Annotated in this window: 20 protein-coding genes; 13 read left to right on the forward strand and 7 right to left on the reverse strand. The window is 73.6% G+C overall.

Features of this window, described 5'->3' with window-relative positions:
- Positions 1 to 41 precede the first annotated feature (41 nt).
- Together SNE206_RS14255 and SNE206_RS14260 are read right to left on the reverse strand one after the other, a co-directional pair.
- Positions 42 to 431 (reverse strand): hypothetical protein, encoded by a 390-nt coding sequence (locus SNE206_RS14255; protein WP_407913688.1) that lies wholly within the window; start codon positions 429 to 431, stop codon positions 42 to 44.
- 253 nt (positions 432 to 684) lie between these two features.
- On the reverse strand, positions 685 to 1,014 hold the full coding sequence (locus SNE206_RS14260) for a hypothetical protein (protein WP_407913689.1): 330 nt from the start codon (positions 1,012 to 1,014) through the stop codon (positions 685 to 687).
- On the opposite strand from SNE206_RS14260, the gene SNE206_RS14265 reads away from it, so the two are divergent.
- Positions 1,000 to 1,938, forward strand: a complete 939-nt coding sequence (locus SNE206_RS14265) for a cation diffusion facilitator family transporter (RefSeq protein WP_407913690.1) — start codon at positions 1,000 to 1,002, stop codon at positions 1,936 to 1,938. The genes SNE206_RS14260 and SNE206_RS14265 overlap by 15 nt on opposite strands.
- 104 nt (positions 1,939 to 2,042) lie before the next feature.
- Positions 2,043 to 2,963: a hypothetical protein gene (locus tag SNE206_RS14270; protein WP_407913691.1), complete on the forward strand. Its 921-nt coding sequence runs from the start codon at positions 2,043 to 2,045 to the stop codon at positions 2,961 to 2,963.
- Here SNE206_RS14270 and SNE206_RS14275 read toward each other — a convergent pair.
- The gene (locus tag SNE206_RS14275) at positions 2,938 to 3,600 is read right to left on the reverse strand and encodes a hypothetical protein (protein WP_407913692.1); all 663 of its coding nucleotides are present in this window, start codon (positions 3,598 to 3,600) and stop codon (positions 2,938 to 2,940) included. The genes SNE206_RS14270 and SNE206_RS14275 overlap by 26 nt on opposite strands.
- 316 nt (positions 3,601 to 3,916) lie before the next feature.
- Between SNE206_RS14275 and SNE206_RS14280 the strand changes: the two genes are divergently transcribed.
- The gene (locus SNE206_RS14280) at positions 3,917 to 4,945 is read left to right on the forward strand and encodes a hypothetical protein (protein WP_407913693.1); all 1,029 of its coding nucleotides are present in this window, start codon (positions 3,917 to 3,919) and stop codon (positions 4,943 to 4,945) included.
- Between the two features lie 163 nt (positions 4,946 to 5,108).
- On the opposite strand, the gene SNE206_RS14285 is transcribed toward SNE206_RS14280, so the two are convergent.
- Together SNE206_RS14285 and SNE206_RS14290 are read right to left on the reverse strand one after the other, a co-directional pair.
- Complete coding sequence (locus SNE206_RS14285) at positions 5,109 to 5,696, reverse strand: isochorismatase family protein (RefSeq protein ID WP_407913694.1); 588 nt, start codon at positions 5,694 to 5,696, stop codon at positions 5,109 to 5,111.
- 266 nt (positions 5,697 to 5,962) lie between these two features.
- Complete coding sequence (locus SNE206_RS14290; RefSeq protein ID WP_407913695.1) at positions 5,963 to 7,291, reverse strand: nicotinate phosphoribosyltransferase; 1,329 nt, start codon at positions 7,289 to 7,291, stop codon at positions 5,963 to 5,965.
- 149 nt (positions 7,292 to 7,440) lie between these two features.
- Between SNE206_RS14290 and clpS the strand changes: the two genes are divergently transcribed.
- From clpS to SNE206_RS14335, 9 genes are all read left to right on the forward strand, one after another.
- Entirely contained in the window at positions 7,441 to 7,734 is a 294-nt protein-coding gene (gene clpS / locus SNE206_RS14295; RefSeq protein WP_407913696.1) for an ATP-dependent Clp protease adapter ClpS, read from the forward strand.
- A 150-nt stretch (positions 7,735 to 7,884) separates the two neighbouring features.
- Complete coding sequence (locus SNE206_RS14300) at positions 7,885 to 8,460, forward strand: DUF2017 domain-containing protein (RefSeq protein WP_407913697.1); 576 nt, start codon at positions 7,885 to 7,887, stop codon at positions 8,458 to 8,460.
- A gap of 302 nt (positions 8,461 to 8,762) precedes the next feature.
- Entirely contained in the window at positions 8,763 to 10,208 is a 1,446-nt protein-coding gene (locus tag SNE206_RS14305) for an amino acid permease (RefSeq protein ID WP_407913698.1), read from the forward strand.
- A 183-nt stretch (positions 10,209 to 10,391) separates the two neighbouring features.
- A complete protein-coding gene (locus SNE206_RS14310; RefSeq protein WP_407913699.1) occupies positions 10,392 to 10,823 on the forward strand; it encodes a Mov34/MPN/PAD-1 family protein in 432 nt (143 codons plus the stop codon).
- Between the two features lie 136 nt (positions 10,824 to 10,959).
- Positions 10,960 to 11,076: a putative leader peptide gene (locus SNE206_RS14315; RefSeq protein WP_317634052.1), complete on the forward strand. Its 117-nt coding sequence runs from the start codon at positions 10,960 to 10,962 to the stop codon at positions 11,074 to 11,076.
- Between the two features lie 94 nt (positions 11,077 to 11,170).
- The gene (locus SNE206_RS14320) at positions 11,171 to 11,449 is read left to right on the forward strand and encodes a MoaD/ThiS family protein (protein WP_407913700.1); all 279 of its coding nucleotides are present in this window, start codon (positions 11,171 to 11,173) and stop codon (positions 11,447 to 11,449) included.
- Between the two features lie 127 nt (positions 11,450 to 11,576).
- A complete protein-coding gene (locus SNE206_RS14325) occupies positions 11,577 to 12,545 on the forward strand; it encodes a PLP-dependent cysteine synthase family protein (protein WP_407913701.1) in 969 nt (322 codons plus the stop codon).
- Between the two features lie 221 nt (positions 12,546 to 12,766).
- Positions 12,767 to 12,958, forward strand: coding sequence for a MerR family transcriptional regulator (locus SNE206_RS14330; RefSeq protein WP_407913702.1), 192 nt, complete (start codon positions 12,767 to 12,769; stop codon positions 12,956 to 12,958).
- 182 nt (positions 12,959 to 13,140) lie between these two features.
- On the forward strand, positions 13,141 to 13,890 hold the full coding sequence (locus SNE206_RS14335; protein WP_407913703.1) for an MBL fold metallo-hydrolase: 750 nt from the start codon (positions 13,141 to 13,143) through the stop codon (positions 13,888 to 13,890).
- 89 nt (positions 13,891 to 13,979) lie between these two features.
- Here the strand turns inward: SNE206_RS14335 and SNE206_RS14340 are convergent, their stop codons facing one another.
- Entirely contained in the window at positions 13,980 to 14,885 is a 906-nt protein-coding gene (locus SNE206_RS14340; RefSeq protein ID WP_407913704.1) for a branched-chain amino acid transaminase, read from the reverse strand.
- A 140-nt stretch (positions 14,886 to 15,025) separates the two neighbouring features.
- Here SNE206_RS14340 and SNE206_RS14345 point away from each other — a divergent pair, with 140 nt between their 5' ends.
- On the forward strand, positions 15,026 to 15,985 hold the full coding sequence (locus tag SNE206_RS14345; RefSeq protein WP_407913705.1) for a LuxR C-terminal-related transcriptional regulator: 960 nt from the start codon (positions 15,026 to 15,028) through the stop codon (positions 15,983 to 15,985).
- A gap of 80 nt (positions 15,986 to 16,065) precedes the next feature.
- Here SNE206_RS14345 and SNE206_RS14350 read toward each other — a convergent pair whose 3' ends face one another.
- Positions 16,066 to 17,334 (reverse strand): PTS transporter subunit EIIC, encoded by a 1,269-nt coding sequence (locus tag SNE206_RS14350; protein WP_407913706.1) that lies wholly within the window; start codon positions 17,332 to 17,334, stop codon positions 16,066 to 16,068.
- Between the last annotated feature and the right edge of the window lie 88 nt (positions 17,335 to 17,422).

Here is a 17,422-nt window from a genome sequence, read left to right on the forward strand (position 1 = left end):
ACCGGCATCGGCCTGTGCGCGGCCGGTACGCGGCCGGTGGGTCACCACTCCTGAGGCATGCCGCGGAGCGCGTGCCGGAGCTGGCCGGCCACGCTCGCGGCCTCCGCACCGACCACGTCGGCGATCTCGGGCGCGGCCAGTCCGACCACGTAGTGCAGGATCGCGAGGTCTTCGTCGGCAGGGGCGGGACGGTGCTCCACGATGGGTTCCGGCCGGGGGCGGTCGCACTCGGCCACCGTGCTCCGCAGGATCTGCCAGGCGATGGCGGCCGGGTTGGGGCTGCCGAGGACCTCCGGCCACACGTCGGCCAGTGCGTGGAACGCCTGGTCGACCACGCGACCGGCGCGGGCCGGGTCGTGGAACCAGACGCGCGCGTAGCTGAGGTAGCGGGGGCGGTGCAGTTCGCAGAAAGCGGTGAACTCGAGCGGCATGGCTGCTCTGGGCCCGTCGTCCGCAACAGGGAGGATCGATGCCGTGGCGGGGACATGACGATCAGCCACATCAGCCTCTCGATCTGGTTGCGTCGGAAGGGGCGCCCTGCGCTGCGCTCACTCTAGGCCCTCGCGCGGCTGCTTTGGGTGACAAGTCTTCTGAGATGCGCGGAACGGGCCTGATTGGTACGCAATGTGACGAACAGTCAGCCGACTTTGGAGCCGGGTGCAGATGCGAGGGTATCGCACCTGGTCACAGAGGGTAGAACGGTGGTGGCTGCAGCGGTGTTGATGTGCCACCGTGGGGCGCATGGCGGACCTGGCGCACCCATCCGAGCACCCGCACCCGCACCCCGACGATCACCCCTGCGGTGACGGGGACCACTCTCACGGCGGCGCCCACCGGCCCCGCACCCCCGGTGATCAGGCCCCCGGCCACGACCACGGCCCCGGCCACGACCACGGCCCCGGCCACGACCACGGCCCCGGCCACGCCCGCGGCCACGATCACGACCACTCCCACGACCACGGCCGCGAGCGGGGCCGTCTGCGCCGACGCCTGCTCCACGTGCTCCGTCCCCATGCGCACGACGCGGCGGACCGGCTCGACGAGGCGATGGAATCCTCCGCCGAGGGCCTCCGCACGCTCTGGGTGTCCCTGGTCGTCCTGGGGCTGACCGCTGCCGTGCAGGGCGTGGTGGTGTGGTGGTCGGGTTCGGTGGCCCTGCTCGGCGACACCGTGCACAACCTGACCGACGCGCTGACCGCGGTGCCGCTCGGCCTGGCGTTCCTGCTCGGACGCCGGGCTGCGAGCCGCAGCTACACCTACGGGTTCGGGCGGGCCGAGGACCTGGCCGGGGTGGCGGTGGTGGGCGCGGTCGCGGTGTCGGCGGTGCTGGCCGGCGTGACCGCCGTCGACCGCCTGCTCCATCCGCAGCCGGTGGGGCACCTCTGGGCGGTCGCGGGTGCCGCCCTGGTCGGTTGTGCGGGCAACGAGTGGGTGGCGCGTTTTCGTATGGCCACGGGCCGCCGGATCGGTTCGGCGGCGCTGGTGGCGGACGGCCTGCACGCCCGGTCGGACGGGCTGACCTCGCTGGCGGTGCTGCTGGGCGCGGCGGGGGCGGCCGTCGGGCTGCCGATCGTGGATCCGCTGGTGGGCCTGCTCATCACGGCGGCGATCCTGCTGGTGCTGCGCAGCTCGGTCCGTGAGATCGGACGCCGGCTGATGGACGGCGTCGACCCTGCGCTGGTGGACGCCGCCGAGCGGGGGCTGCGCGAGGTGGAGGGGGTGCGCGGGGTCGGTGCGCTGCGGATGCGCTGGATCGGCCACACGCTCCGGGCCGAGGCGGAGGTGGTCGTCGACGGGGCGCTGAGCGTCGCGGCGGGCCACCGGGTGGCGGAGGCCGCCGAGCAGGCCCTCAGACGTGCTGTTCCGAGGCTGCTGGGTGCGACGGTGCACGTCGACACCGCCGACCCCCCGGGGGCCGCCGCAGACGCCTCGACGTGACGGTTCGTCAGGGTCGCTCTCGGGGACGCACCGGGGGCGCGTGGGGGTGCGGTCAGGGCTCTCACCGATGTCGGGGGCGCCGGTGCCTCGGCAGGCTGGCCGTCATGGAAACCGACACCTCGCCCCGCCCCGGCCGCCGTCCCCGCCGTGCTTCCGGCCGCCGGGCGTTCCGCCTCCCGGTCGTCGCCCTTGCCTCGGCAGGCGTCCTGGCGAGCGTCCTGGCGGTCGCCTGTCCCGCCGAGGCACTCGCGGCACCCCACGGCCCCTCGGCGCCCGGCCCCTCGGCTCCCGCCAGCACCCTGTCGGCCGCGCCGGCCGTTCCTGCGGTGCCGTCCGGGCCCGCGGCCGGGGGTGCCCGCGCTGCCGGTGCGGCCGGTGCGGCCGTGACGCCCGAGGCCGAGCTCGCCGCCCTGGAGCCCGGCTACGCGGACTGCCCGGCGCTCCCGGCCGGCGTCGACCCGGCCCGCTGGCGGTGCGAGGTGCACCTCGCCTCGCCGCGGCTGCGGATCGGTGCGGTCGACCTGCCCGCGGTGCGGCCGATCATGATGGTGCACGCGGAGGGGCCGATGGCGGACGGAACGCCCGGCCAGGTGTGGGGGGCGTGGCGCAGCGGCGGTCCGAGTGCGGTGCCGGGCGGTCTGACCGGCACCGCGGCGGGTGGCCGCAGCCGCCTGCTCGGGCTGACGCTGGAGCCGGTGTACGGCGGCCGGGCGGATTTCTACACCGGTGTGCTGAGCCTGCGGTTCGCGCTGGCCGGCCCGGTGCTCCCGCGGGGGTGTGCGGTCGGGGCGAGTGTGCCGGTGGAGGTGCACCTGAAGCGGCCGGCTCCCTCGGTGTGGGTCTCCAGGAATCCGCCGCTGGTGCACTTCTCGGCGTACGACGACGCGTTCACCGCTCCCGCGCCGGAGGGCTGCGGCCCGCTGTCGGGGCTGCTGGCCCGTCGGCTCGGCCTTCCGGCGACGAGCGGCAACGTCATCTCGTACGAGGCGAGTTACACGTTCAGGATGTACGACCGGCTGAACTGATCCCGCGGTCGGCGGCTCTTCGGCCGTGGGTGCCGGTGACTGCGGCGGGCCTCGCCGCGGCCGGGTCGACGGTCGGGCCGACGGCCGGATCGGCAGCCGTCGACGGCGTGCCCGCGCCCGTGCCCCTGTCCGTGGAGGCGGCAGCCGCAGCCGCAGTGGCCGCAGCGACCGCGGCGGCGGCTGCGGCGGCGGCGGCCAGTGGTGCGGCGGCCTCGCGGCGTGTCTGCCCGGGGAGGGCGACGGCGCCGCTGATCGCCGTACCGGCTTCGGCGGCGGCCTCGGCCGTGGCCTCGGAATCGCCGGTGAAGGTGTCGCCGTCGCGGGTTCGGGCGAGTTCCTCCATGGCTTCCCGGGCGGCCAGGTAGGCCTGGACCGCGGCGATGCCGTAGACCGGCTGGATCAGCTGGTGCCCTTTGAAGAAGGGCCGGGCCGGAGCGAAGCCGGCGGCCACGACCAGGTCGCGGATCTCGGCTATCTCGGCTTCCGTCCGGGCCGTGAAGCGGACCTCCCAGCCTTTCTTGTAGGTGTGGCCGTCCTCGCTCTTGCGGCGCGAGAGGTCGGGACGGCGGACATAGCCGGGTAGACGGCCGAGGCGCAGTTGGGCGGCGCGCAGACCGGGGATCTCGTCACGGGGCATGAGCCGATGTTAGGCAATCGGAGGGGTTGCGGTTGCGCGGGGGTGGTGCTTCACCGTGTGCTGTCGATCACTCTGGGTCAGATCGCGCTGATCATGGAGGGTCCCGGAACCCCGTGGCGAGGATGTGCCGATTCGATGAAAAACGGATCGTCACGCCCCAAGTCCGATCTATTCCGTCATCGGAGTGAACGCCCCATAAGCCGAACGGGTGAGGGTATGGGGACTTTAGTGCAGGCCCGTCCCGGTTTGACGACGGTTGGGTAACAGGTCGTCAGGTCGTGCGTGCGGCCCGGTCGGCGTTGGGGAAGGTGTCGGCATGAGCTACCGGATTCCCTCCCAGCCGCTCTCCCTCGAAGAGCTGGCGCGGCGTCAGCAGAACGTCGTCACCGCGGGCCAGCTGCGGGCCCGCGGCGTACCGTCCCGCGTCGTCACCGAGCACTGCCGGCGCGGCGGGCCCTGGCAGCGGATGCTGCCGCGGGTCTATCTCCTGCAAGGCGGGGATCCCACGCCCGAGCAGCGCATGTGGGCGGCCCTCCTCTACGCCGCCCAGAACGGCCGCGAGGACGGCGGCCGCGAGGGCGCGGTGATCACGGGTGCCGCCGCCCTCGCCCTGTACGGCTTCGCCTCGGTGCCCCGCCTTCCCGCCGTGACCGGCGTGGACGTGCTGGTGCCGCGCCAGCGGCGGCTGAAGGACGCGGGTGCCGTGCGGATCCGCCGCACCGGACGCGAGCTGGTGGCCCGCTCGGTGCACGGCCTCGCGTGTGCGCCGGTGGCGCGCGCCGTCGCCGACGCGGTCCGCGAGTGGACGGACGCCGGCGCCTTCGAGAGCGGTGCGGTGCGGCCGGCCCTGCTGCGGGCGATGCTGCGTGAGGCGGTGTCGCGGGCCGACGACGGATGCGGCCTGCGGGAGCTCGTCGGCGAGCTCCGCGAGGCCGACCTGCTGGGCGAGCCGCGGGTGCGCGCGGCGGTGGACGAACTCCTCGCCGCCGAAAGGGAGTCGGTGTTCGCCCGGATCGGCGACCTGGTCGACGAGTGGCTGCTCCCGGTCCCGCTGGCCGGCCCGGAGCTGCGGATGCGCGGCGGCACCTACGTCGCCGTCCCGGACCTGTACTGGCCGGGTGCGGCCGTCGCCGTGGCCGTCGACTCCGACCTGCGCTGCGTGAGCGAGGGCGAGGAGTCGTGGGTGCGCGCCGAGCAGCACCGGATGGAGTTCCTGGGCGTGCGGGTGGTCCACGTCTCCGGCGCGCGGGTCGCCGCCGAGCCGGACGTGGTCGGCGGCGAGCTGCGCGAGGCGTTCCGGGCGGGCGGGGAGGACGTCGTGGAGCTCCTGGTCACGGACCGGTAGCCCGCTCGTCCCGGCCGTTCCCGTCCGCTTCCCGCCACCGCCCCGGTCGTGACGCCCGGCCGCGGAGCCCGTCCGTGACACCCGTCCGTCTGCGAAGCCCGTCCGCTTGAGGCGTCCGTCCGCGGCACCCGCCGTCCGGCCGGGGGAGCGGTGCCCCGACCGGTCAGCGGACCACCGGGGTGCCGGAGAGTTCGACCCCGGCGGCGGCGAGTTCGACCAGGGCGGCGTCGGTGGTGGCCGCGGCGACCCCGGCGGTGAGGTCGAGCAGCACCCGGGTCGAGAAGCCCTCGCGGGCGGCGTCGAGGGCGGTGGCCCGGATGCAGTGGTCGGTGGCGATGCCGACCACGTCGACCTCGGTGACGTCCCGGTCGCGGAGCCAGCCGGCGAGCGTCCCGCCGTTCTCGTCGACGCCCTCGAAGCCGCTGTACGCGGCGGAGTGGGCGCCCTTGTCGAAGACCGCCTCGACCGCGCCGGAGGTCACGGACGGGGCGAAGTTGGGGTGGAACCCGACGCCTTCCGTCCCGGCCACGCAGTGCGCCGGCCACGACGACACGTAGTCGGGTTCGGCGGCGAAGTGCGCGCCGGGGTCGATGTGGTGGTCGCGGGTGGCGACGATGTGGGTGTAGCCGGGGGAGGCGTCGGCGATCAGGTCGGTGATGGCGGCCGCCACCTCGGAACCTCCGGCGACGGCCAGGCTGCCGCCCTCGCAGAAGTCGTTCTGCACGTCGACGACGATCAGGGCCCGGTGCATGGCTCGCTTCTCTCGCTGTGGGTGATCCGTGCGCGGATCGATGGGTCCGGGGGCTGTGCGGTGCGCCGGCTCGCGCGGTGCGCCGATCGCTCCGGTGCCCCTCCGCGCCGCCGGTGGACGGCGGGTGTGCTGCGCCGCCGTGTCCTGCGGTGCCGTGCGGGTGCGGTGGGGGCTCCGGTGCGGGGCGCTGGAGCGTGGTGGCGACTGCGAGTGCTGTCGAGAAGACTGTAGGGAGTGACGCGCGGAGGCGGAAGGCCCGCCGGTCGTCACCCTGCGGTGGTCGCGCCGCTCAGCAGCTCGGTCACGATCACGGGCTCGCCCTTCGACAGCTGGGTCGCGGACAGCGGCAGCCCGGCCAGGGCGCGGAGGTGCCGGTCGCGCGCTGCTTCCAGCGGCTCGCGCCCCACCACCGTGCCGGCGCGCACCAGTGGCACGTGCAGCAGGTGCGGCTCCAGTTCGGCGGGCACCGGCCCGGTGCCGACGACCTCGGCCTCGGCGGTGCCGTCGGCGTCGGGCCTGCGGGCGGCCCACTTGCGACCGCCGGTGCTGGTCTTGCCGCCGGCGGAGCGCTTGGCCACGGGGACGAGCGGTCCGCCGGGCACGCTCTCGCGGGCGACCAGCTTGTAGACCATGGCGCAGGTCGGATGGCCGCTGCCGGTGACGAGGCTGGTGCCGACGCCGTAGCCGTCGACCGGGGCGGCGGCGAGTGCCGCGATGGCGTACTCGTCGAGGTCGGAGGTGACGATGATGCGGGTCCGGTGGGCCCCGAGGTCGTCGAGCTGCCGGCGGACGCGGTGCGCGAGCAGGGTGAGGTCGCCGGAGTCGATGCGGACGGCGCCGAGTTCGGGCCCCGCGACCTCGACGGCGGTGCGGACGGCCTCCGCCAGGTCGTAGGTGTCGACCAGCAGCGTCGTGCCGCGGCCCATCGAGTCGATCTGGGCGGTGAAGGCGTCGCGCTCGCTGTCGTGGAGCAGGGTGAACGCGTGCGCGGCGGTGCCGGTCGTCGGGATGCCGTGGGTGAAGCCGGCCTCCAGGTCGGAGGTGGCGGAGAAGCCTGCGACGTACGCGGCGCGGGCCGCCGCGACGGCGGCGCCCTCGTGCGCCCGGCGGGCGCCCATCTCGATGACGGGCCGGCTGCCGGCGGCGGCGGTCATGCGGGAGGCGGCGGCGGCGATCGCCGAGTCGTGGTTGAGGATCGAGAGGATCACCGTCTCCAGGATCACCGCCTCGGCGAAGCTGCCCTCGACCGTCAGCAGGGGCGAGCCGGGGAAGTAGACGTCGCCCTCGGCGTAGCCGTGGATGTCGCCCTGGAAGCGGTAGTCGGCCAGGAAGCGCAGGGTGTCCTCGTCGACGACCCGCTGGTCGGCGAGCCAGTCCAGCTGGGGACCGGTGAAGCGGAAGTTCTCCACCGCGTCGAGCACGCGGCCGGTGCCGGCGACGACGCCGTAGCGGCGGCCGTTCGGCAGGCGGCGGGTGAAGACCTCGAAGACCGAGCGGCGGGTTGCGGCGCCGCTGCGCAGGGCGGCCTGGAGCATGGTGAGCTCGTAGCGGTCGGTGAGCAGCGCCGTGGAACGGTGCGCGGTGATGGCGTCCATGGTGATGATGCTACTACCACTTAGCGTCAAAGTGACGATTTCTCGTGCGACACGTCGACCCGGATTCGCCCGGACGTCCCCCGGATGGAAGCATGAGGAGGGGGCGGACGCGCCCTCACCCCGGTGAGCCGCAGAGGAGAGAGCCAGTCGTGAGTGTCGCGCCGGTCGAGATCGAGCGCCCGGAAGTCGAGGGCCTGCCGTCGGTGCAGCCGGACACACCGTGGGTCACCATCGTCCACAACGACCCGGTGAACCTGATGAGCTACGTCCAGTACGTGTTCCAGGCCTACTTCGGCTACCCGAAGGACAAGGCCCGCGAACTCATGATGGAAGTGCACACCAAGGGCCGTGCGGTGGTCTCCAGCGGCACGCGCGAGGAGATGGAGCGCGACGTCCAGGCGATGCACGGCTACGGCCTCTGGGCCACCCTGCAGCACGACTGACGCGAGGGCGGCGGACACCGCGGGGCGACCCGCCGTCACGCCCGCCCCGGCCGGAGCCGCCCCCGGGCGCCACCGCCCACCCGGACCGCACCCGGGATCCACGGACAGACAGACAGACGACAACGACGCAGACGGGCTGAATCCGAACTCATGGCTGGCTTCTTCGAGAGCGCCGGTGAGGGCGCCGCAGCGATCGCCCTCGACGAGGTGGAGGCGTCCATCCTCCGATCGCTGGAGGTGCAGATGCTGGAACTCATCGGCCCCGGCCCGGCGGACCTCGCCGACGACCCGCTCGCCGCGCTCTTCGCCGAAGGGCCCACCGAGGCGCCCGCCGACCCGGCGCTGGCGCGGCTCTTCCCCGACGCGTACGGGGAGCCGGGCGAACCCGACGACCCGCAGACCCGCGCCATGGCGGGGGAGTTCCGGCGGTACACCGAGCTCGACCTGCGGGCCCGCAAGCGGGAGGACGCGCTGGGCGTGGTCAAGGCGCTCGACGGCCTGGGCGGCAGGGGCGGCGTCGTCACGGTGCCCGTCGGCGACTGCCCGCGCTGGCTCGGCGCGCTCAACGACCTGCGCCTCACGCTCGGCTCCCGGCTGGAGGTCTCCGAGGAGGACGAGCAGCAGCTCCACGGCCTGCCCGACTCCGACCCGCGCAAGCCGCTGGTGATGGCCTACCTCTGGCTCGGCGGCATGCAGGAGTCGCTGCTGGAGGCGATGACCGGCTGACCGCCGGGAGGAGCCGCCGCCGTCCCGCCGCGTCCCGTCCCGCCGCGTCCCGTCCCGCCGCGTCCCGCCGCGTCCCGCCGCGTCCCGTCCCGCCGCGTCCCGCCCGGCCGCACCTTGCCCCGCTGGCCTGCATCCCGACCGCGCCTGCCCTCGTCCGGATGACGGCCGGGGGAGTGCGGCATTTCGGTCGTACCGTCCCAAGGCGGGCGTGCCATGCTCGGCCTGACGGCCGGATCGGCACCGGTGTCCGGACGGGCCCGGCGTGCCCGCCGCCCTCCCGCGACCCAAGGACGGTCCGCCCCATGGCCGGTCAGCGCTACGACGAGGTGATCGACGCCGTCCCGGACGAGGCGGGCTACGTCCGAGGCCTCGGCAGCCGCCAGATCCAGATGATCGCCATCGGCGGGGCGATCGGCACCGGGCTCTTCCTCGGTGCCGGCACCGCCATCTCCAAGGCGGGCCCCAGCCTGATCCTCAGCTACGCCGTGGCCGGCGTGGTGATCTTCGTCATCATGCGGGCGCTCGGCGAGCTCCTCACCTACCGGGCGGCGTCCGGCAGCTTCGCCGAGTACGCCAGGGAGTTCCTCGGCCCGTTCGCGGGCTTTGTCACCGGCTGGACGTACTGGCTGTTCTGGGTGGTCACCGGCATGGCCGAGACCACGGCGGCGGCCGTGTACGTCAGGTTCTGGGAGCCGGGCATCCCGCAGTGGGCGAGCGCCCTGGCCTTCCTCGTGCTCCTCTACGCGGCCAACCTGATCTCGGTGAGGCTGTTCGGCGAGATCGAGTTCTGGTTCTCCATGGTCAAGGTCACCGCCATCGTCGGCATGATCCTGCTCGGCATCGGCGTGCTCCTCTTCGGCTTCACCGACGCCGGCGACACCGCCTCGGTCGGCCACCTGTGGAACGGCGGCGGCTTCTTCCCCGAGGGCGTCGGCGCGACGGTGATGACCCTTCAGATCGTCATGTTCGCCTACCTCGGCGTGGAACTCGTCGGCGTCACGGCCGGCGAGAGCCGCGACCCCGCCCGCACCCTGCCGCGGGCCGTCAACACGCTGCCCTGGCGGATCGCGCTCTTCTACGTCGGGGCGCTGGTGATCATCCTCTCCCTGGTGCCGTGGCAGGAGTTCGCGCCCGGCGTCAGCCCGTTCGTCGCGGCCTTCGAGAAGATGGGCATCCCCGCCGGCGCGTCGATCATCAACGGGGTGGTGCTCACCGCCGCCCTGTCCTCCTGCAACTCCGGCATGTACTCCACCGGCCGGATGCTCCGCAACCTCGCGCTGTGCGGTCAGGCCCCCGGCCGGATGGCCGCGCTGAACGGCCGCCGCACCCCCGCCGTCGCCATCACCGCGTCCTGCCTGCTCATGGGCGTCGGCGTGCTGCTCAACTACCTCGCCCCGGCCAAGGCGTTCGAGTACATCACCTCCGTGGCCACCGTCTGCGGCCTGTGGACGTGGGCGGTGATCCTCGTCTGCCAGATCCGCTACCGCCGGGCCTGGCGCGGCACCCGTCTGCCGGCCCCGGCCTTCAAGGCGCCCGGCGGGCTCTGGCCGAGCGGTGCCGCCCTGGCCTTCCTGTTCCTCGTCGTCGTGCTGATCGGCATCGACGACGACGCCCGCATCTCGCTGTACGTGCTGCCCGTCTGGGCCGCCCTGCTCGTCCTCGGCTACGCGCTGCTCGCCCGCCGCAGCCCCGGGGCCCTGCGCGACCCCGCCCGCGACCCCCTGCACGCGGAGAACGGCCACCTCTGACGTGCCGCCCCGCGTGAGGTGCAAGTCCCGCGGCCGGGCGCCCCGCCGCTCGCCCCGCTCCCCGCCTCGCACCTCGCACCTCGCCCAGCCCCCCGTCCCGCCCGTCCGGCAGGCGGGACGGCGGCCCGTCCGGGTGCCGGTACGGGCACCGGAGCGCCCGTCGGCGCTGGCTATCCTGGCCGGATGCTGACCATCACCCGTGAACTGCGCGACCGCATCGTGGCCCACGCCCGTGCCGACCACCCGGACGAGGCCTGCGGTGTGGTCGCCGGGCCCGAGGGCAGCGGACGCCCGGAACGGTTCGTCCCGATGCTCAACGCGGCCCGCTCGCCCACCTTCTACGAGTTCGACTCCGGCGACCTGCTGAAGCTCTACCGCGAGATGGACGACCGCGACGAGGTGCCGGTCGTCGTCTACCACTCGCACACCGCGACCGAGGCGTACCCGTCCCGCACCGACGTCAGCTACGCCTCCGAGCCCGAGGCGCACTACGTCCTGGTGTCCACCGCGGAGGGCGCCGGTGCGGACGATCCCTACGAATTCCGTTCGTTCCGCATCGTGGACGGCGTGATCACTGAGGAAGACGTCGAGGTCGTCGAGGTGTACCCCGCCTGACCCGGAGTCCGGTGCAGGGCCCGGCGGACGGCCCGAAACGGCCGCCCCGGGCCCTTGTCTCGCCAGGAGAAACGGAATGTCCCGCATCGCGAGACGTGGATGCCGTTGCGGGGTCGGGAATCTATACGATGAGTGCATGCGTTCCGTCGATGTGAGCAACCAGGCCCCAGGCATCCGCCTCGTGGCGCGCCTGCACGTCGACCTGTGCCGGCTCGCCAGCGCGATCTGTCCCGGCACTGCCGACGCCCACTGACTTCGGCACCGCCCGCCCCGGCACCCCGGGGCCCTCCACCCCTGCCGCGCCGCGTGCGGCGGCCCACCCGACCCACCTCCACAGGAGCGCAGCCATGGCCATCGAGGTCCGCATCCCGACCATCCTCCGCACGTACACCGACGGCGCCAAGGCCGTCGAGGGCGCCGGCGCCAACGTCGGCGAGCTCTTCCACGACCTGGACAGCCGCCACCCCGGCATCGCCGACCGCCTGCTCCAGAACGGCGAGCTGCGCCGCTTCGTCAACGTGTACCTGAACGACGAGGACGTGCGCTTCCTGGAGGGCATCGGCACCACCGTCGCCGACGGCGACAGCGTCACCATCCTCCCGGCCGTGGCCGGCGGCTCGGAGTAACGGCCGGCGCGGCCCGCAGCACCCCCGCCCCCGGCCGTCCGGCCGGGGGCGCGCGACCGCCACGGGGACGCCCGCGCAGGCTCCCGCACCGCACACCCTCATCCGCCCCCCGAACGCCGGAGGCACCATGCGCTACGACAGCCCCCTGGAGGCCGTCGGCAACACCCCGCTCGTCCGGCTGCCGCGGCTCTCGGCAGACCTCCCCGGGAACGACGACGGGCGCGTGAGCCTGTGGGCGAAGCTGGAGGACCGCAACCCCACCGGCTCGATCAAGGACCGCCCGGCCCTGCACATGATCGAGACCGCCGAGGCCGAGGGACGGCTCACCCCGGGCTGCACCATCCTGGAGCCCACCAGCGGCAACACCGGCATCTCGCTGGCCATGGCCGCCAAGCTCAAGGGCTACCGCATGGTGTGCGTCATGCCGGAGAACACCAGCGAGGAACGGCGCGAACTGCTCCGCATGTGGGGTGCCGAGATCATCTCGTCGCCCGTCGCCGGCGGCTCCAACACGGCCGTGCGGATCGCCAAGGAGATCGCCGCCGAGCACCCGGACTGGGTCATGCTCTACCAGTACGGCAACCCCGGGAACGCCGCGGCGCACTACGGCGGCACCGGCCCGGAGATCCTCGCCGACCTTCCCACGGTCACCCACTTCGTCGCGGGCCTGGGCACCACCGGCACCCTCATGGGCGTCGGCCGGTACCTGCGCGAGAAGGTGCCCGGCGTGAAGATCGTCGCCGCCGAGCCCCGCTACGACGACCTCGTCTACGGCCTGCGCAACCTCGACGAGGGCTTCGTCCCCGAGCTGTACGACGCCGAGGTGCTCACCACGCGCTTCAGCGTGGGCTCCGCCGACGCCGTCCGCCGCACCCGCGACCTCCTCCAGCAGGAGGGCATCTTCGCGGGCGTCTCCACCGGCGCCGTCCTCCACGCCGCGATCGGCGTCGGCCGGAAGGCCGCGCAGGCCGGCGAGCGTGCCGACGTCGTCTTCGTCGTCGCGGACGGCGGCTGGAAGTACCTGTCGACCGGCATCTACACGGCCGAGTCCACCGAGGCCGCCGTCGAGGCGCTCCAGGGGCAGCTCTGGGCCTGAGGCCCGAGGGCGTACCCGCCGAGGCGTGGCATCCGGACGGGTGCCACGCCTTCCGCGTGCCGCCCCGGCCGCCCGCCCGTCGTGCTGTGACAATCGGGGATTTGTCCGTTCCGTGCTGCCGGCCCGTCACGGAACGGCGACGGCGTCAGGCCGCCGCCGGCCGTCCCGGGCCCGCCCGCGAAGCTGATCGCGCACCGCACCCAGCGCGAAGGGCGAAGCCTGTGACGCACCCCGAGGACCTGTGGTCCTACCCGGAGATCGCCCGGTACATCGGCGTCCGGCCCGACACCGTCCGCAGCTACCGCCGCCACGGCCTCCTGCCCGACCCCGACGCCGTCGACGCCGCCGGACGCCCCCGCTGGCGTCCCGACCGGATCCGCAGCTGGGCCCGCAACCGCCCCGGCCACCGCTGACCGGCGCCCGCCGCCACTCCCCGCAACCTTCCCGGCCCGTTCTGGTGATTCCAGCCACAGCGCGGCACGGAGACGGGGGCAAAGTGCCGCCCGCCCCTTACTCTCGACAACGCGAAGGCATCACTACCGACAGGTAGTGCCCTGTCGGCGGACCATGACCCAGCGGGGCGGAGGGGCTCGGCATGAAACTGACCGTGGTGGGGTGCTCGGGAAGCTTCCCGTCGGCCGACTCCCCCTGCTCCAGCTACCTGGTCGAGGCCGACGGCTACCGCCTGGTGCTCGACCTCGGCAACGGCGCCCTCGGCGCGCTGCAGAGGTACACCGGACTCTACGACGTCGACGCCGTGATGCTCAGCCACCTGCACGCCGACCACTGCGTCGACCTCTGCGCCTACTGGGTCGCCCGCAACTACCGCGTCGAGGGCTGCCCCGACCCGGTGCCCGTCTACGGGCCGCACGGCACGGCCGACCGCCTCGCCCGCGCGTACGACATGCCGGAGGAGCCCGGCATGAAGGAGGTCTTCGACTTCCGCCCGCTCGGCAACCGCACCTTCGACCTCGGGCCCTTCCGCGTCACCAGCACCCTGGTCAACCACCTCGACACCGAGGCGTACGGCTTCCGGGTCGAGCACGGCGGCAAGGCGCTCGTCTACTCCGGCGACACCGGCGAGTGCGCCGACCTCGTCGACCTCGCCCGCGGCGCCGACCTCTTCCTCTGCGAGGCCGCGTACACCGACGGCAAGGAGAGCTTCCGGGCGATCCACCTCAACGGCCGCGAGGCCGGCGAGCACGCCGCGGCCGCCGGGGTCGGCCGTCTGGTCCTCACCCACATCCCGCCGTGGACGGATGCCGAGCGCAACCGCCGCGACGCCGCCGCGGCGTTCACCGGGCCCGTCGACCTCGCCCGCCCCGGCGCCGTCTACGAGCTCTGACCGGACCCGGACCCGGACCCGGAGCCGTACCGAACCCGGAGCCGTACCGGACCTGAAGCCGTACCCGGCCCGGCCGGCCCCGGGGCGCCTCACAGCCGCGTCAGCCAGTGGGCGTAGCGGGAGTCCTCCCCGGTCACCGCCGCCCGGTACGCGTCCGCCAGTCGCTTGGTCAACTCGCCTGGAGCCGAGGGGAGTTCGCGATCGTCCAGGGAGCCGACCGGGGCGATCCCGGCGGCGGTGCCGCACACGAACACCTCGTCCGCCGCGTACAGGTCCGACCGCAGCAGCCGCTCCACCCGCACCTCCACCCCCAGATCCCGGGCCAGCGCCAGCACGGTGTCCTGGGTGAGGCCCTCCAGCGCGCCCGACGCCGCCGGGGGAGTGCGCAGCACCCCGCCGCGCACCGCGAAGACGTTCTCCGCGCTGCACTCGCTCACCGAACCGTCGGACGCCAGCAGCAGCGCCTCGTCGTAGCCGGCATCGGTCGCCTCCCGCCGCGCCAGCACCGAGTTGAGGTACGGGCCGGTGGCCTTCGCCGCCGGGGGAACGGAGTTCGGGTCGTTCCGCCGCCAACTGCTGGTCTTCAGCCGCAGCGGCCGCGCCTCCGCGGCCTCGGGCCAGTCCCACGACGCGATCACCGTCGTGGTGGGGGCGCCCTGCATGCCGAGCCCCATCGTGCCGTACCCGAGGAACGCGAAGTGCCGCACGTAGCAGGACCGCTGCCCGTTCGCGCGGAGCAGGTCCAGCGTGCCCGCCGCCAACTCCTCCACCCCGTACGGCAGCGGCAGCCGCAGCATGTGCGCGGAGCGCACCAGCCGGTGCAGGTGGTCGTCCAGACGGAACACCGCGGCCCCGTCCGCCGTCCCGTGCACCCGGGTGCCCTCCAGCACACCGGTGCCGTAGTGCAGCCCGTGCGTCAGCACGTGGACCTGCGCCTGCTGCCACGGCACCAGCGCACCGTCGAACCAGATCGTCGAAGCCTCGGTCATCACCATGCCCGCCATCCTGGTGCCGCCCGTGCCGTCCGGGGCCGCCGCGGCGGCACCCTGAACCGGCCATGGCCGGGACCGGCGCCCCGGTCCCGCATGCTGGAATTCACCGTCCGGGCGGCGGGCCGCTGACTATCGTCCCCGGGGTGGAGCACAGCACCGCCCTGTACCGCCGCCTGCTTGCCGACCCGGGCCGCCCCCTTCCTCTCCTGCGCGACGAACTCGGCTGGTCGCAGCACGAGTTCGACACCGCCGTCGCCGAGCTCCGGCTCCTCGGCCTGCTCCAGCCCACCGCCTCCACCGGCAGCGGCCTCGCGGCCGTCTCCGTCACCACCGCTGTCCGCCACCTGCTCGGGACCGCCGACGACCACCTCGCGGAACTCTTCGCCGCCGTCCGGCACACCCGGGACTCCGTCGAGCACCTCCACGCCCGCTACCTCCCCCTCCAGGCGGCCGGCCCCGGTGACGGCCCCGGCCACCACCTCGTCCACGGCGCCGACCGGATCGCCGCCCTCCTGGAGGACGCGGCCCGGGGCGCCCGCACCGAGGCCCTCTCGCTCCGCCCGGGCCAGGACCAGAGCCCCGGCGCCCTCGACGCCAAACTCGCCCGCGAGCGCATCGCCCTCGGCCACGGCGTACGGCTGCACACCGTCTACCCCGCCGCAGCCCTGCGCCACCCCGCGGTGCTGGCGCACGTCCAGCAGCTCACCGCCGCCGGCGCGGGCATCCGGGTCGCCCACAGCCTGCCGCTGTGGATGATCGTGGTCGACACCACCCTGGCCGTGCTGCCGGCACCGGGCGGCGCGCCCGACACCGCCCTGGTCGTCCGCGACACCGCGGTGCTCGCGGTCGTCCGCGAGCTCTTCGACTACTTCTGGACGGCCGCCTGGGTGCCGTCCGACCTGCTCGGCCGCGGCGTGCCCGACGACCGCCACCGCGAGGTGCTGCGCCTGCTGTCGGCCGGGCTGACCGACCAGGCGATCGCCCGGAAGCTGGAGATCTCCGAGCGCACGGTGCGGCGGCTGGTCTCGGACCTCACCACCGACCTGGGTGCGCAGAGCCGCTTCCAGGCAGGCGTGCACGCCGCTCGGCTCGGCTGGCTCTAGGCGCGGGCGGCCGCGGCGCGGAACGCGACGGACCCCGCCCGGAGCAGCCGGGCGGGGTCCGCGCGAGCGGGGGAGGGGTGTCAGGCCTTGGTGACGTCCTCGAGTTCGCCGTCGTCCTCGCGGCCGGGTGTCTTGAGGTTGAACTTGGTGATCGCGAAGCGGAACAGCACGTAGTACAGCGCCGCGAAGACCAGACCGATCGGGATGATCAGCAGCGGGTGGGTGGCCTTGCTGAAGCCGAGGCCGTAGTCGATCAGGCCGGCGGAGAAGGTGAAGCCGGCGTGCACGCCGAGCGCCCAGGTGACGGCCATCGAGACGGCGGTCAGCACGGCGTGGATGGCGAAGAGCACGGGGGCGATGAAGAGGAACGCGAACTCGATCGGCTCGGTGACACCGGTGACGAAGGAGGTCAGCGCCAGCGACATCATCATGCCCATGACGGCCTTGCGGCGCTCGGGGCGGGCGGCGTGGGCGATGGCCAGGGCCGCGGCGGGCAGCGCGAACATCATGATCGGGAAGAAGCCCGACATGAACTGTCCGGCGCTCGGGTCGCCGGCGAAGTAGCGGGTCAGGTCGCCGTGCACGACGGTGCCGTCGGTCTTGGTGAAGTCACCGGTCTGGAACCAGGCGTACGAGTTCACGAACTGGTGCATGCCGACGGGCAGCAGGCCGCGGTTGATCAGGCCGAACGCGCCCGCGCCGAGGGCGCCGGCGCCGATGAGGGAGTTGTTCAGGCTGCTGATGGCGTCGCCGATCGGGCCCCAGGTGAGGGCGAAGACCACGCCGACGGCGGTGCCGACGAACGCCATCATGATCGGGACGAGGCGGCGGCCGTTGAAGAAGCCCAGCCAGTCGACCAGCTTGGTGCGGTGGAACCTCTGCCACAGCACGGCGCTCAGCAGGCCGATCACGATGCCGCCGAGCACGCCGGGATCCTGGTAGGTCGCCGCCTCGTCCTTGCCGGGGAGGATCTTGTACTCGGTGATCGGGAACGCGGTGAGCACGTTCTTGTACACCAGGTAGCCGACCAGCGCGGCGAGGGCGGTGGAGCCGTCCGCCTTCTTGGCGAAGCCGATGGCGATGCCCACCGCGAAGAGCAGCGGGAGGTTGTGGAACACCGCGTCGCCGGCGGTGGCGAACACCGCGGCGACCTTGTCCCAGCCGAGACCGTCCTTGCCGAAGACGTCGTCCTGGCCGAGGCGCAGCAGCAGGCCCGCCGCCGGCAGGACGGCGATCGGCAGCTGGAGGCTCCTGCCGATCTTCTGCAGGCCCTGGACGGTGCTCTGGCCGAACTTCTTGGCCGGGGACGGTGCCGCGGCGGGCGCCGGTGCCTGCGCAGTCGTACTCATGGGGATGGTTCCTAACGACAGGGCGGGCCGGAGGGGTGCATCGGGGCCGACACGCCAAACTGGTCTACACCACGAGTGGTGTAGACCA

This window comes from Kitasatospora sp. NE20-6, assembly GCF_045862635.1.